This is a genomic window from Shewanella sp. MEBiC00475 (assembly GCF_005234075.1).
Lineage (GTDB): Bacteria > Pseudomonadota > Gammaproteobacteria > Enterobacterales > Shewanellaceae > Shewanella > Shewanella polaris.
The window spans coordinates 2,266,069-2,281,467 of the sequence record NZ_CP039928.1 but is presented as its reverse complement, the minus strand read 5'-3'; the positions used below and the strand labels follow the sequence as shown (position 1 = coordinate 2,281,467).

General features: G+C 40.6%; 15 protein-coding genes. 10 read left to right on the top strand and 5 right to left on the bottom strand.

From position 1 onward, the window contains the following. Nucleotides 1-509 precede the first annotated feature (509 nt). On the bottom strand, nucleotides 510-1,172 hold the full coding sequence (yihA, locus tag FCN25_RS10055; protein WP_137224298.1) for a ribosome biogenesis GTP-binding protein YihA/YsxC: 663 nt from the start codon (nucleotides 1,170-1,172) through the stop codon (nucleotides 510-512). 263 nt (nucleotides 1,173-1,435) lie between these two features. On the opposite strand from yihA, the gene FCN25_RS10050 reads away from it, so the two are divergent. The 5 genes from FCN25_RS10050 to FCN25_RS10030 all read left to right on the top strand — a co-directional run bounded on the left by FCN25_RS10050 (nucleotide 1,436) and on the right by FCN25_RS10030 (nucleotide 5,498). After that, complete coding sequence (locus tag FCN25_RS10050; protein ID WP_137224295.1) at nucleotides 1,436-2,059, top strand: cytochrome c; 624 nt, start codon at nucleotides 1,436-1,438, stop codon at nucleotides 2,057-2,059. A gap of 831 nt (nucleotides 2,060-2,890) precedes the next feature. Then, the gene (locus tag FCN25_RS10045; protein WP_137224292.1) at nucleotides 2,891-3,553 is read left to right on the top strand and encodes a class I SAM-dependent methyltransferase; all 663 of its coding nucleotides are present in this window, start codon (nucleotides 2,891-2,893) and stop codon (nucleotides 3,551-3,553) included. A gap of 55 nt (nucleotides 3,554-3,608) precedes the next feature. Beyond that, nucleotides 3,609-4,157, top strand: a complete 549-nt coding sequence (yihI, locus tag FCN25_RS10040; protein WP_137224289.1) for a Der GTPase-activating protein YihI — start codon at nucleotides 3,609-3,611, stop codon at nucleotides 4,155-4,157. 94 nt (nucleotides 4,158-4,251) lie between these two features. Beyond that, nucleotides 4,252-4,719 (top strand): DUF2489 domain-containing protein, encoded by a 468-nt coding sequence (locus tag FCN25_RS10035; RefSeq protein WP_137224287.1) that lies wholly within the window; start codon nucleotides 4,252-4,254, stop codon nucleotides 4,717-4,719. A gap of 206 nt (nucleotides 4,720-4,925) precedes the next feature. Then, nucleotides 4,926-5,498 (top strand): lysophospholipid acyltransferase family protein, encoded by a 573-nt coding sequence (locus FCN25_RS10030; protein ID WP_137224285.1) that lies wholly within the window; start codon nucleotides 4,926-4,928, stop codon nucleotides 5,496-5,498. A 152-nt stretch (nucleotides 5,499-5,650) separates the two neighbouring features. Here FCN25_RS10030 and FCN25_RS10025 read toward each other — a convergent pair whose 3' ends face one another. Continuing rightward, complete coding sequence (locus tag FCN25_RS10025) at nucleotides 5,651-6,934, bottom strand: mechanosensitive ion channel family protein (protein WP_137224283.1); 1,284 nt, start codon at nucleotides 6,932-6,934, stop codon at nucleotides 5,651-5,653. A 416-nt stretch (nucleotides 6,935-7,350) separates the two neighbouring features. On the opposite strand from FCN25_RS10025, the gene hutI reads away from it, so the two are divergent. The 3 genes from hutI (at nucleotide 7,351) to FCN25_RS10010 (ending at nucleotide 11,478) form a co-directional block, all read left to right on the top strand. Then, entirely contained in the window at nucleotides 7,351-8,583 is a 1,233-nt protein-coding gene (hutI, locus tag FCN25_RS10020) for an imidazolonepropionase (protein WP_137224281.1), read from the top strand. Nucleotides 8,584-8,852: 269 nt separating this feature from the next. Then, nucleotides 8,853-9,632: a haloacid dehalogenase type II gene (locus tag FCN25_RS10015; protein ID WP_137224278.1), complete on the top strand. Its 780-nt coding sequence runs from the start codon at nucleotides 8,853-8,855 to the stop codon at nucleotides 9,630-9,632. Nucleotides 9,633-9,816: 184 nt separating this feature from the next. Continuing rightward, nucleotides 9,817-11,478 (top strand): amidohydrolase, encoded by a 1,662-nt coding sequence (locus tag FCN25_RS10010; protein WP_137224276.1) that lies wholly within the window; start codon nucleotides 9,817-9,819, stop codon nucleotides 11,476-11,478. Nucleotides 11,479-11,590: 112 nt separating this feature from the next. Here the strand turns inward: FCN25_RS10010 and FCN25_RS10005 are convergent, their stop codons facing one another. Next, nucleotides 11,591-11,974 carry a hypothetical protein gene (locus tag FCN25_RS10005; protein ID WP_137224274.1) on the bottom strand — a complete coding sequence of 128 codons (384 nt, stop codon included), beginning with the start codon at nucleotides 11,972-11,974 and terminating at the stop codon, nucleotides 11,591-11,593. 138 nt (nucleotides 11,975-12,112) lie between these two features. Beyond that, nucleotides 12,113-12,397 (bottom strand): hypothetical protein, encoded by a 285-nt coding sequence (locus FCN25_RS10000; RefSeq protein WP_254693755.1) that lies wholly within the window; start codon nucleotides 12,395-12,397, stop codon nucleotides 12,113-12,115. 350 nt (nucleotides 12,398-12,747) lie between these two features. Between FCN25_RS10000 and FCN25_RS20905 the strand changes: the two genes are divergently transcribed. After that, nucleotides 12,748-12,924, top strand: a complete 177-nt coding sequence (locus tag FCN25_RS20905) for a hypothetical protein (RefSeq protein WP_175405849.1) — start codon at nucleotides 12,748-12,750, stop codon at nucleotides 12,922-12,924. 35 nt (nucleotides 12,925-12,959) lie between these two features. On the opposite strand, the gene FCN25_RS09995 is transcribed toward FCN25_RS20905, so the two are convergent. Continuing rightward, the gene (locus tag FCN25_RS09995; RefSeq protein ID WP_137224272.1) at nucleotides 12,960-13,199 is read right to left on the bottom strand and encodes a YdcH family protein; all 240 of its coding nucleotides are present in this window, start codon (nucleotides 13,197-13,199) and stop codon (nucleotides 12,960-12,962) included. A 178-nt stretch (nucleotides 13,200-13,377) separates the two neighbouring features. Between FCN25_RS09995 and FCN25_RS09990 the strand changes: the two genes are divergently transcribed. Beyond that, complete coding sequence (locus FCN25_RS09990) at nucleotides 13,378-15,255, top strand: DUF885 family protein (RefSeq protein WP_137224270.1); 1,878 nt, start codon at nucleotides 13,378-13,380, stop codon at nucleotides 15,253-15,255. The last annotated feature ends 144 nt before the right edge of the window (nucleotides 15,256-15,399 follow it).

Sequence of the window (15,399 nt, the reverse complement as noted above, 5' to 3'; positions counted from 1 at the left end):
ACATATTTATCGATCGAGTTAACAAATAAGTACCAATTTGTTTCAAATATCACAGTTATTATATCTTTATATGAAAAACAGTTTTTCATTTTAAGGCGTATGAGCTATTATAATTTTCGTAGGGTACAGAGGTTAAGATGTTCAATCTTTCAAACCTTTATTTCACTAGCGATAGTGACTAGCCAAATTCGGCGCCCCAGCAACTTAGGTTGCTGGGGCTTTTTTTTGGTTTTTTTTGACCATTAAAAATATTTAGAGTAAATACTTTAATGTTTAAAAAAAAACGGTTATTATAGGGTTATTGAGAGTCATCAAATTGAGTTGATGACGCTTGAGTCTTGTTGAATTTAGCTTCTCCCCAAAAGAGCTAATTTATTTGTACCGATGGCCGTTTGGTTATCGGTTTTTTTTGCTTAAAAATCACCACAGTTTTATCACAGACGAAAAAAAACCGACATAAATGCCGGCTATTTAGTGCTTATGAGTAATCTGCTATATCACCCTAACGATTACTCTGAGTCTGAAGCTTGCTCAGCCTTCTGCTCGGCTAACCACTCAGGATGGCACCAGTCATTTAAAATACTCAGCACTTTAGGCTTACCAGTTCCTTTTAGCGACGATAGCGTCTCCACTTGCACTTTATCACCAAAATCAGATAAGGCTGCACGCACATCATTAACCGTCTTCATTTTGACGCTTTGAGTCAACTTATCAGATTTTGTTAATAGCGCTAAGACAGGAATATTGCTTAATACAGCCCATTCAATCATCTGCATATCGAGATCTTTCAAAGGATGACGAATATCCATTAATACTACGACGCCACTTAAACAAGCACGCTTTTGTAAGTATTCACCAAGCGCTTCTTGCCATTTATTTTTTAACGCTAATGGCACTTGTGCAAAACCATAACCCGGCAAATCGACTAGACGACGATCATCATCTAATTCAAAAACGTTGATCAATTGGGTTCGACCTGGTGTTTTACTGGTTCTGGCTAAACTTTTTTGTTCTGTAAGCGCATTTAACGCACTAGACTTACCGGCATTAGAACGCCCTGCGAACGCAATCTCAATCCCGACATCCCCAGGAAGATACTGATCTAAATGCGCAATATCTGGCGCACTAATTAAAAACTTAGCCCTACGGAAATCGATACGAGATTCAGTCACTCTACACTCCAATTAAATTACTTCTAGACAACGCATTACCATAAATTTTTAACAATTGCTTACTTTTGCACATTTTCGTGTAAAATATTAGCTTGATCACATTATATACCCAAGCAACGCTGATATGTGTGATGTCGTTATAAATGATTTTGCTCTATTCGAGCATGACAAACAGCATTAAAGCGCTTGGAAAAACATTTTACCACGCTTGCGGGTCTTCCTAGTAAGCTCAGGACAATAAATTAACTAGAAGTTGGAACGCCATGAAAAAGTTAGCTCTTGCGCTGTCTGTAGTCGCCTTAATGTCATCATCAGTTATGGCTGAAGGTAATGCTGAAGTAGGCAAAACTAAAGCAATCGTATGTTCTGCCTGTCACGGTGTTGACGGCAATAGCATGATTGATATGTACCCTAAATTAGCAGGCCAGCACCCTGAATATCTTGAAAAGCAATTAACAGAATTCAGATTAGCCGCTAAAACCGGCGGTAAAGAGGGTCGTATGGACCCAATCATGATCGGTATGTCTATGGGTCTAAGTGATGAAGACATCGCTGACATATCTGCATTCTTTGCTAGCCAAGTCAAAGTTGTCGCCGATGTTGCTGACGTACCCGCTGCTGGTGAAAGTTTGTATAAAGGCGGTGATGCCGCTCGTGGTATTACCGCATGTGTTGCGTGTCACGGACCTGAAGGTCATGGCGCAGCTGCTGCAGGTTTCCCAGCTGTCGCAGGTCAACACGCTAACTATATCAAAATTCAGCTAAACAAATTCCGTGATGCTAGTCGTCACAATGATTTAAATGGCATGATGCAAGATGTAGCGAAAAAGCTATCTGATGCTGATATAGAAGTATTATCTAAATATATTTCAAGTCTTAATAAATAATAGTACTGAATATTATTTATTAAAGAGTGGGCTTTCGAGCCCATTTTTTTACTTACCAAGTTAACGTTTACGTCAACTTCTTATGTTTTACTTGACAAGGTTCACACTTTTATCGTTAAATACACCCCGTACCGAGATGAACCCAACTGTTTGGAACATAAATCTAACAACATCAAGCAGATTTCGGACGAATACATTTAAGATATAAGAATAAAGCAAATTAATAACAATAATAATTTGAGACCGCTCACTAATAATAACAACATGAGTCGATATTTCAGTTTGAAATACTGGTCGTAAAATTTGTAAGGAATAGACCGATTGGTCGACATGCTATTTAGCACTACCTTACACAACAGAGTGACCCTTAGGTGTTATTTGAATAATTCAAATAACAGCAAAACCAACATATTGTTGAGGATGCATCCACAGGAAGTTTTTACCACTCGAAGGTACAATGTAACAAGGATGGTTAACTATTGTCATTGAAGACAATTAAGATATCGATGAGTCATTGAAGACCATCTACGGAAGCTGTAGTCAGGACGGCAACAGAATATAAAAAAGCGTCATTGATGACCAATAACAACTAAAAACGGCACGGATAGCAAAAAAGTAACGATCTGACCGGGATAGTCACATAGCAAGTACGGATACTTGGAATCAGAATAAGGTGCGTTAAGCACTGTTTTACAAGGTGGCAGTTTATACTGCCACCTTTTTTTATGTCTAAATCATACCAATATTGGTATTTTTCAAATGCTTGGTATTATTTAACCGCATTCGCTATATAATCGTTAATCAAGTAATACCTAGGTACCGCTGTATTTGATGAACGTATGCCCGCTTTGTAATCATTGTGCTGATTTTTTTGTTCAAGACAAAAAAAGAGCCTTCTATGCCTGCCCGCAATGCGGCTTAACTTTTGCTGACTCCAAATCATATCTTATGCCTAACCTAGAGCGTCAACATTATGGTCGAGCACAAAAAAAATCCAAACAAAAACAATTAACACAATTTATTTTGCCTTTACTCGATCAAATCTCTCTGCAACAAACCGGTACGCTAAAGGGCTTGAACTTTGGCCGAGTGCTCGATGAGCAAAGCCAACAAACTATTTTAAACACTGGTAACTTAGTTAATCAGTACGATCCTTTTTTTGCAGCAGATCAGTCGGTGCTAAAGCAATATTATGACTTTGTTTGTTGCTACCGTGTTTTTGAACACTTTCGTCATCCTCACCGAGAATGGATGTTACTCAATCAACTGATTAAACCCGGCGGTTGGTTAGCCATAAGCACTCCCTTATTAACAGATAAAGACCACTTTGCTAAATGGCATTACAAGAATAATCCAACTCATGTCAGCTTTTATCAGCAGGCAACATTCGAATATTTAGCATTTAATAGTGATTTTGAGCTATTATTTGCATCGAAAGATCTAGTTTTGATGCAAAAAGCATCAAAATCTGATATAAAGCGCATCCTTATTTAGTGCCTTGTAGAAATTACTCTGCAAGGACGTGTTTAGAAAACCTAATGAGAACATCATGGCTCGCAGTAAAAAAACTCGCAAAGGCGGCGAAAACGGCGCTAAGTTTGCCCCAAGAGTAAAAAAAGTTGATCGTAACGCGGTTGATGGTAAAAAATCAGAAGCTGGCCATAAATCTGGCAGCCGTCATAATGAAGCTTTGCTTAAACAAGCTTCAGGTACTACATCGGTTAAGAGTAAAGATGCACGTCATGGCAGTAAAAAGCCTGTAGCGTTAACATTACCGACATCTATTACCAAACCGTTGGTAGTTAAGCCTAAACAGCCTAAATTGACTGACGAACAAAAGTTGTTAAAACTTGAAGAAGACCCAAGATTGAATCAATTACTTGACCAACTTGAAGAAGGTCGTGACTTGTCTGATACCGACCAAAAATGGTTAAATACTCAATTAGACAAGATTGAACAACTGATGCTGAATTTAGGCCTTAGTGAAGGTGATGACACGCCAACTCAAAGCCCTAAAAAGCAACAGACTGATGATGAACTATTAAATCGTTTTGAATCAGGTGCAGATTTGCTCAAAGATTATCAGCAGAAAGATTAATCTTCTCGATAAAGTAATACCAAGCTATTTCTTGGTTTGATGTTTAAAAACTGGCGCATATGGCGCCAGTTTTGTATTCAAAAAAGGATAAATTGTGTCTACAACTGTCATCATTATTGCTCTACTCATTATTATTGGTCTTGCAAGCTATGCAACACACTTGCTGTTAACACTTAAACGTCAAACACAAGCTAATCAACAAGCACTGGCAGAGCGTAAGGCTAAAGCCGACAAGCGTAGACAACAAATACTGACAGATATCCGTTACATTGCTGCTGCGATGTTAGAAGAGCGCTGTGAGCTGTCAGAAGGCGTTATGCGCATAGGGAAGTTATTTGACGTATTATCTATGTCGGAACAAGTTATGGGAGACTTCCCTAATCTGTTTACCCATTATGAATTGATTCGAAATCACCCCATCATGGAAGCGCGAACAGACTTGCCTAAGCAACAACGGATGAAGTTTGATTTAGAACGTATGAAATCAGAAGCAGCATTAGAACAACTTATTTTAGACGAGACAAAACACATTGCTGAATTTGATAAACCAATGACTCATTAACGCTGACGTTATCCACATGTCATAAGCAAAGACCAACATTGCAAGTAATACTGTAAAAAGTCTAAACCAAATCATCTCCAAGCAGTTTGCTAAGTGCAGTTAAATAATGCCTAGATTACATGATGAATTCATCGATTACTTCCTACCTTTTACAGTATAAATTTAAATAACAAGAAGCGTTAACGCCCAATGATTGGGAGCAAAATATGTTCTATACACTTTGTTCAGGATTACTTCGCGTTATGGGTTGGAAATTTGAAGGCCAACTCGATACCACTCAACCCTGCGTAATGATTGTTGGGCCACACACGAGCAACTGGGATTTTGTCATTGGGATCCTTGCCCGCAGTGCTTTAAACACTAGAATCCATTTTTTAGGTAAACACCAATTGTTTATCGCCCCTTGGGGATGGTTGTTTCGTGCCATGGGTGGCAGCCCTGTTGATCGACGAAAACACAACAATTTGGTCGATGCCGCGGCTCAACTTTTTCAACAAAATCCGAATTACAAATTAGCGTTAGCACCCGAAGGAACCCGCAGCCCGGTCAATCGTTGGAAAAGCGGTTTTTATCATATTGCAGTGAAATCAGAAGTGAATATTGTGCCTGTTGGTTTAGACTTTGGTCGAAAAACCATAGTGCTGGCACCGCCTATGGTACCCACGGGCAATATCGAAGTCGACATAAATCAATTAATGGACTTTTATCGAACGATTAAAGGCTGCCATCCAAAAGCTATTCCTATATATCTGTTAAGGTCCACACCAGAACGCAACTGAGGATTTAATACGTTAAGTATATTCCCCAAGCTATTCTCAGCTAACAAATTGCCATCACCCAAGGTTAGTGTGCATAGGCGTTACCAATTAGCTTGCGCTGGTATCGCCCAAAACAACGACACCAGCGCCAATGGTTTATCTAGGGCCTCTTATTAATGTTGTTCTTCCGCGTGTTGCTCTTCGCAGTGCTTAATGCTGCGAATATCTGTGCCTGTCGGGATTTGAAATGCCCGTAAACCAAACTCAGGTAATATCGCAAAAATATGATCAAAAATATCTGCTTGAATCGCTTCGTAAAAAGTCCAACGAATATCATTAGTAAAAATATACAATTCAATGGGTAGACCTTCCGTAGTGGGGGCTAGTTGCCTCACCATCAATGTCATGTCTTTGTGTATTTTATCATGGCGACGTAGGTACTCTTGTAAATACGCCCTGAATGTCCCGATATTAGTCAAATGACGACCATTTACCTTCATATCAATATCGCTAATATTGGCATTAGCAGCGCTGATCTCACTAAATATTTGTGGTAAATATTCTTTTAAATAATTCACTTTACCTAAGCGAATACGTTCAGCATCATTTAAAAACTGGATGCTATTTACATCAATATTTATAGAACGCTTTATCCGTCGACCACCTGATTCAGACATACCACGCCAGTTTTTAAAGGCATCCGACACTAAGGCGTAAGCGGGGATCATGGTAAGCGTATTGTCCCAATTACGAACTTTGACCGTCGTTAAAGTAACATCTTCCACTGTTCCATCTGCTTCATATTTATCCATTTGGATCCAGTCCCCCTTGCTCACCATGCGGTTGGCGGCAAGTTGAATTCCAGCGACAAAGCCCAAAATAGTGTCACGAAACACCAACATGACCAAACCAGTAGCCACACCTAAGCCACTAAAGAAATATATGGGTGACCGGTCGGCTAGAATTGAAAATACAATAATTAAGCCGATAAAAAATAGAAATAACTTAATTAATTGAACAAAGCTAGTTACCGGTAAACGTCGATTAATATGATTCATATCAGCGATTTTATCAGCAGCATTGAGTGCGCTATAAATCGCTCGTAAAATAAACAACACCAATAATGAGCTCAGCAAGCGATCAATAACCATACTGGCAACATCATGTGAGGTAAGTACGATAGGTAGCAGTAAATCAAGAATCCCAATAGGCACAAGTAAGGCGACTCGTTCAAACACATTAAAGTGCATAAAGATATCGTCCCACTTCACCGAGGACCGACGGATCATCATATTAATCCCATGTGCCACAAATCGATGTGCAATGAAATAACTAATACCCGCAACCAGTAAACAGGCAAAAATCAATATTGAGGTCGCCAATCCATCTGTTGGCTGGCTATTAACACCTAATCGGGTTAACCAAGCTGCAATTTCAATCCGCACTTCTGTATTCACAAACAAATCCTTAGCCACTTTTGCCTCTTACACAATCAAGAGACTTAAATTAAACCGCATAAAAATAATCAAACACTCGTAGCTCATTATGCCCTGTGTTGATAGAGAACGTTAACTAAACATCAACACTATCCGCCGATAGGCTAAATATAAATCCAAGCCTCTATTTTCACTATGATGTTAACTGTTAAGCGCTGTGGGATGATACCCATAACAGATAATACAAACCTTCATTTTACTTATGGATGAGACAAGATAATAAAAACAATCTTATAGTCCATTATCGAATTTATCATCAACTTATCAACCACTCTCATTTTTTAAATAACAAAGACATTGCTGTTTAAAAACACATCATTCATCCTAGCTTGAATATACCAGTATTGTTTTACATTAACCGATTTGTAAGGAATGTTATGTCGTGGGATCAAGTGTGGATTGATATAAACGTGGCGACCATGGATGCCAATATACAAGGAGCTTATGGCGAAATATATCAAGCGGCCATAGCAATCAAAGACGGAAAAATTGCTTGGATTGGCCCACGCAGTGATCTGCCCGAATTTGATGTACTGGCAACCCCAGTTTACAGAGGAAAAGGCGGCTGGATAACGCCAGGGCTTATCGACTCACAAACCCACTTAGTCTTTGCCGGTAATTGCGCCAACGAATTTGGACAACGTTTACAAGGCACGACAGATACCGAAATAGCTTGTGCAGTTGGCGACATTACCTCGATAGTTAACGCTTGTCGCGATGCAGACGATGTCGAATTATTTGAACTGGGACGGCAACGCTTAAACGCCTTAGCCAGAGAAGGCGTCACCACGGTTGAAATTAAATCCGGCTACGGATTAAACACTGAAACCGAGCTTAAGCTACTGCGGGTCGCACGCGAATTAGGTGAGCATCATCATATTGATGTCTGCACCACCTTTATGGGCGCACATGTTATTCCGCCAGAATATAAAGACAACACCGACGCCTATATCAACTTGGTCATCAACGACATGCTTCCAGCGGTAATCGCCGAAAACCTTGCGGATGCGATTGATGTATTTAGTGACAATATCGCCTTTAATCTTGAGCAAACTGAGCAAGTATTAACGGCGGTTAAACGGGCTGGCCTGCATATTAAACTGCATGCAGAGCAATTAACCAATATGGGTGACAGCACATTAGCGGCCAAGCTTGGGGCTAAATCGGTCGATCATGCTGAGTGTCTAGACGAAGCAGGTGTTAAAGCCATTAGCGAAAGTGGTACCTGCGCAACCTTGTTACCAGGAACGTATTACTTTTTACGAAAAAACCAATTACTGCCAATAGATTTGTTGCGTCAATACAAGGTACCAATGGTAATTGCCACCGATTTTAATCCTGTTTCATCCCCTATTTGCTCCACCTTATTAATGCTCAATATGGCCTGCACTTTATTTAGATTAACCCCAGAAGAAGCCTTACAAGGTGTGACCATAAATGCCGCCAAGGCCTTAGGTATTAATAATCATGTGGGTCATCTTGCCACAGGCATGCAAGCAGATTTTTGTTTATGGGACATCACAACACCGGCGCAACTGGCCTATGCTTACGGGGTTAACCCGTGTCAAACGGTAGTAAAAAATGGTCAAGTAGTTGCATTACCTCGTTAATCAGCCCGATTAACTGCTACTCGTTGTTAGCGCTATATACATACTAACAACGAAATTGTAGTCATAACATTTCCACTCAACAGCCCTGTTAAATCCTCTTCAATAATAAATTAATCAATAATATGGTGATTTTAAGATCAATTTCATTTAGGCTATACGGATTATGAACGAACGTTCAAAATGTTTTTGTTATTGATTATTGTTTGAGTAGTCGTATTGCTCAAGTTTATCTTCTCCATTTCGACCTAACCCAAATTGTCAGAGGTATTATGAAAATCCGCACTTTAATGTCGCTTGCTACTGCATTTGTTCTGCTCCATAGCAGCACTGTGTTTGCTAATGAATCTGTTAACTCCGAAACGCCACAGCTAACTAAGCCCAAAGTGATCATTTTTGATGTAAATGAAACCTTGTTAGATCTTGAAAATATGCGTAAATCAGTTGGCGCAGCGCTTAATGGCCGTGAAGATTTACTGCCTTTATGGTTCTCAACCATGTTACACCACTCGTTAGTTGTATCAGCCACTGGCGATTACCAAACATTTGGCAGCATTGGCGTTGCCTCACTGCAAATGGTTGCCGAAATCAACGGTATTGCCATCACACCAGAACAAGCTAAAACCGCCATTTTAACACCACTTCGTTCATTACCAGCTCACCCAGATGTAGCACAAGGTTTAGCTAAATTAAAAGCTCAAGGCTACAAACTAGTGACCTTAACTAACTCATCATTAGAGGGCGTAACCTTACAGCTTAAAAATGCTAATTTAAGCCAGTATTTCGATGCCAACTTAAGCATAGAATCTGTTGGGGTATTTAAGCCGTATTTAAAAACATACCAGTGGGCCATTAAAGATTTAGGCGTTAATGCAAATGAAGCATTAATGGTTGCCGCACACGGTTGGGATATTGATGGTGCTAATAAAGCAGGCTTACAAACCGCTTTTATTCGTCGCCCAGGCAAGGTGTTGTTTCCGCTAGCAGCACAACCAGACTACAACGTATTGGATGTGAATGAACTCGCCAGCACTTTAGCTAAATTTAAGTAGTCTTAACGATTATCGCCCAGCCAATGCTGGGCGATAAATGTAAACAGAATTAGGGCCTGTATATGGCCTCCTCCACTGCTGTATCAATATTCCCCCTCAAGACCACTTGCACTGCCCCTTGCCATTAACGATTAATTAACATTTAATGAATGTAGATTAATCATCGCATTAAAAGGGAAAACAAATGAGAAAGGCATATTTAGCGCTATCAGTGGCATTATGTTTTGCTAGTGTAAGCGCAAACACCATGGCACAAACCACACTGGTGCATCACGTTAATGGTTACACGCTCGTTGACGGGAAACTGCAAACCTTTAATGCTATCCAATTTACTGACGACAAAATTGATCGACTATTTACCTTAAACCAAGCCTTACCTAGTGCAACTGATATCACCTCAATTGATGGCAAAGGTAAAACCCTGCTGCCCGGATTAATCGATGCTCATGGCCATGTGCTGAGTTATGGTTTGAGTTTGTTAACCGCAGACTTATCCAACACCAGTAGCGAACAACAAGCCGTAGAACGAGCACAAGCATTTGGTAAAAACAACCCGACTGACGGTTGGCTAATGGGCCGTGGCTGGAACCAAGAGTTATGGAACAGCAAACAATTCCCAACGAAAGAAAGCCTAGATAAAGCCTTTAGTGCTAACCCAGTGTCATTTGGCCGAGTTGACGGTCATGCCATTTGGGTTAACAGCAAGGCGTTAGCACTCGCGGGAATTTCCTCAACAACTATGGCACCTGAAGGTGGTGAAATTGTTAAAGACGAGCAAGGTAATCCTACCGGCGTGTTAATCGACAATGCGATGAACTTGGTATTTAACATCATCCCCGATCTTAACCAGCAGCAACTACAATCCACTTTAACCCTCGCAATGGACAGCCTAGCGTCATACGGACTCACCAGTGTGCACGATGCTGGTATCAGCATCGACAACATCAAAGCATACCAACAATTAGCAGCTAACAATGCCATGAGCGTACGCGTAAATGGCATGCTGTCTGTTGAAGACCCTCGCTTTACAACCATTTTAAAACAAGGCCACATCACCACTGCCGATAACATGTTTAAAGTCGACAGTGTAAAAATATCGGCAGATGGCGCGCTTGGCAGCCGCGGCGCAGCGTTAATCAAAGAATATTCAGATCAACCCGGCCATAAAGGATTAATGCTGTATTCAGACGATCAACTCGGCAAACTGATTTTACTGTCGATGAAAGCGGGATTTCAGGTCAACACCCACGCCATTGGCGACAATGCTAATCAAGTGGTACTCGATAAATACCAAACTGCCATTGCAGCAACAGACTCAAAAGCATTACGCCATCGTATTGAACATGCACAAATTCTCGATTTAGCCGACATACCGCGTTTTTCCAAACTTGGGGTTATCGCATCGATTCAAGCAACCCACGCCACCAGCGACAAAAATATGGCCGAAAACCGTTTAGGTAAAGCCCGTCTAGCTGGTGCTTATGCGTGGCGCAAACTGTTAAACGCCAATGCTGTCATCGCCAATGGTTCAGACTTTCCGATAGAATCACCCAACCCATTTTTTGGATTGCACGCTTCAGTCACTCGCCAAGATCATGTAAACCAACCACTAAACGGCTGGCTCGCCACTGAAAAACTCTCGCGCATCGAAGCGCTCAAAAGCTTCACCATCGACGCCGCCTACGCAGGCCATCAAGAACTATTACTAGGCTCATTAGAACCCGGTAAAAAAGCAGACTTTATCCTAGTCGAAGATGACTATTTTACAATCGACCCACAACAGATCTGGCAAAACAAAGTCATCGCCACCTGGGTAAACGGCCGCAAGGTATTTGCACAAGAGTAAACAACATTGAGAATGGTTGGTTGATAAGTAAGACAAGTAGAATTGGTCTAACGCGTTTTAAGGGGAAACGCGTTAAGGCTAATACCTAAAGACTTGCGGGAGCTCATATTTGTTAGGTATTTTGTAACTCAGGCATAATTTCCATTAATTTAGAGAACCAATTTTTTACTAACTGATTGGTTTTATAAATAGGAGTAAAACCTGAACCTGTTGGTGTTAAATAAATAGTATTTTCAACTGAATCAACTATATAACTAATCTTAATACAGTTTAACTTAAAAGGTTTTGCAACCCGAGAGTAGTGAGATATTTCAATATTTTTTATTGAGCTACGAGTAATGGAATAATTAATTTTTTTACCTAGGTATTCTAAACCATCATCTGTAAGCGAAAGCTGACCTTTGTCGGTGTATAGATAAATATACTTTCCATAAAATGTACTTTGATGTTCTAGCGTAGATACATAACAAAATTGGTTTTGAAATTCTGATTCCACGAAATATTCCTTTATTAGTGAACATACCAACGCCTCATTAAGAGGAAAATAATATGTTGGCTAAAATAAGCGACGTAGGAGCAAAATCCAACTGTTATTTGTCCTGATTCATCAAATTGTTAACAGTAATTTGCTAGATTATGATTCTTCAATACACTTAAAACGAATTTCAGTTTTAGGGAAGTTACCAAATATAAATGGCGGTTTTGCATCAATAGTTTCTAGAACCTTAACCATTTTTTTTGACTTTTGACACTGTGCATACGCTTCTGTCATAGCCTCTGATTTTAGCGTACCCATACCAGTAAAACCTGTAGCGGCTTGACGAGAAACCATATAAGTGTCACCGCCCATTGGAATGATACCTGAGTTTTGAGCGCAACCAGCTAAAACAAGAACTAGAGGTATAATTGCATACTTCACGAGATGTAAACTCCTTTTACTGTTAACAACTTATTGAACTGCTAACCAAATAAAGTTGGACATTTAAGTTATTGATTAATATACATCCTACATTTGCTATGTCTTCGATGTAAAGCAGTTATATCTCTTCATGTTCCTACTACATTGAGGCCGTTGAAGAAAATGACGTGAGCTGGCCATGGACGGCCAGCTAGCTTTCGAGGGGAAGGGACGCCCCATCGGAAGCGTTAGCATTTTCGAATAAGGCGGAAGAACACTAAAACGAAGTTAAAAGCTGGATCAATTTCCGTCGCAATTTTTTCGCTGCTGTTGTTTGGTTAAAAAGCGAAAATGTTGCCGGAACGGCAGGGGTGATCCAAGAGGGGATTGCGGTTGATCCCCTTTTGGTCCGTGCAGGGTGGAACCTTGCGACCTTAATTCAAACGAAGTTTGAAAAAGCTGATGTGGCCGTAGGCCATAAATCAAAGATAAAAAAACAAACAAGAGTTACTGAGATAGCAGCAAAAATTGACCACGTCACCACCTAGATGATCACATGGCCAAAAAAGACTAAATAAACGAATTAAGCTTGAGTAAACTGCTCATACAGTTTGTCTTTTAATACCAAACGGTCAAGCTTTGCTTTTTCAATAAACTCATCACTTGTTGGCGTATTCTGTAACTCCAGCTTACGTATTTCAGTATCTAAATCATGATACCGCTTCGCATCAGTTGCGAACTCAGCATCACTAGCAGTTAACGATTTAATTTTGTCTTGATACTCAGGAAAATCTACTAATAACGCATGGTTTTCACCTAACATAACCCTCTCCTTTTCATACTAAACTTAAGCCCGTTAGACCATATTTGAACCCTATCGTCAAACTGACACTACTACTTCACAATACATGCTCATAAAAACTGTAAGAGCTTAATCTTAAGAACTGTTAGGATATAACCATATTCCAACCTGAATGCCACGTAAACTTAATGAGTAATTAATGAAAAAAATTATCCATGTCATTATGTTGAGCCTGCTCGTTAGCGCTTGCACAGACTCCACCACCGCTGACAATAATTCAAACTCTACAGCCACTGACAGCACTGCAAGCAAAACAGCCACCAAGCTCAGTCTAAAACAACAAGTCGCATCAATCACTAAAGACTATTTTTTACTCAGGCCCGAAATTGCCACTTACTACGGCGTGAGTGATACTAGTATCAAAGCCAATGTGATGTCTAAACTCACCGACTACAGTCCATCTGGTGAAACCCACCGTCGCAAAGGACTTAAATCAATACTGAGCCAACTCAACGATATTGATGAAGCAAGCTTAACTCCCTCAGAAATAATCAGCTTAAACGCGATAAAGTCTGAAGTGAAAGGCGCTTTATTACCAGCTCAAGTGGTTAATTATGGCAACGTGTTAGGTGAATACGGCGTATGGTTTTTACCCTATGCCGTTAACCACTTATCTGGTTTACAAATTGAATTCCCTGGTTATATGGAAGACAAATTTGCCGTCACCAATACTGCCGAAGCCGAGGCTTATTTAACTCGCTTAAGCATGTACCCTGCCGCTATGGGCACATTGGTCGATAAACTAAATCACGATGTATCGATGGGCGTCATTCCACCAGACTTTGTCATTGATAACACCCTACGCGGGTTACAAGCTCAAATCAGTGGCCCAGCAAACAGCCATCCTTTAGTGACCAGCTTTAACGCTAAACTTAACGCAGCCAAAGTAGATAATAGCGATACGTTGGTAAAGTCTGCTGCCGAGTTAGTTGACACTAAATACTATGCCGCCACCCGCCAACTGATTGCAGCGTTAGAAGCGGTGCGCCCAAAAGCAACTCATGAAGCTGGAATTGGTCGTTTACCCCAAGGGGCGAAGTTATATCAATCGCTGATCCAACATTTAGGCAATTCGACCAAAACTGCTGATGAAATTCATCAACTCGGATTAGCGGAAGTGGCCCGTATTATTACCGAAATGGACGGGTTACTCAAAAAAGTCGGTTATGTTGACGGTACCGTCGGTGAGCGCATGCAAGTGTTACTCAACGACCCACAATATCTTTACCCTAATACTCCAGAAGGCAAACAACAGCTAATGGCCGATATTCAAGCCGACTTAGCCTTAGTTGATACAAAATTACCAGACTGGTTTGGGCGTTTACCTAATCAAGATGTGGCCATTGAAGCGGTACCAGAAAGTCGCGCCGCTTCGACTAGTGGTGCATTTTATGATGCACCATCACAAGACGGTTCACGCAAAGGCACCTTCTGGATCAGCTTGTATGACACAGCATCACTGCCATCTTATTCATTACAAACCTTGACCTACCACGAGACTAATCCAGGCCATCATTTACAAACCATTATTGGCTTATCTGATGAACTGCCGCTACTAAGTACAGTATTTTATTCCAATGCTGCAGGCGAAGGTTGGGCCTTATATGCCGAGCGTTTAGCCGCCGAAATGGGCATTTATGCAAATGATCCTATCGACAACATTGGCCGTTTGCAGTCAGAGCTACATCGTGCGGTTCGCCTTGTGGTTGATACCGGCATACATGCCAAAGGCTGGAGCCGTGAACAAGCCATTGATTATTCTGTTGCTACCGAAGGTATTCATTTGTCGGAAGCCACAGGCGAAATTGAACGCTATGCCGTTTGGCCGGGCCAAGCACTCGGCTATAAGTTAGGTGAGCTGAAAATTATCGAACTACGCGCAAAAGCCAAACAAGTTTTAGGTGATAAGTTTGATATTAAAGTGTTCCACGATCGCTTATTAGAAAATGGCGCCTTGCCATTAGATTTAATGGAGCAAAAAATTAATCAGTGGTTAGCCAGCGAAATTGCTGCGTAATGAATCTCGACTAGGAATACTAAACCTCAGCTCAGAATAATAGTGTTTGAGCAGGTTACACAATAAAGCCACAGGGCGAACACTCGTACTGTGGCTTTATTGTCATTTATCATTTTTATCGTTTGGTTTAGCTTGATTTTGACA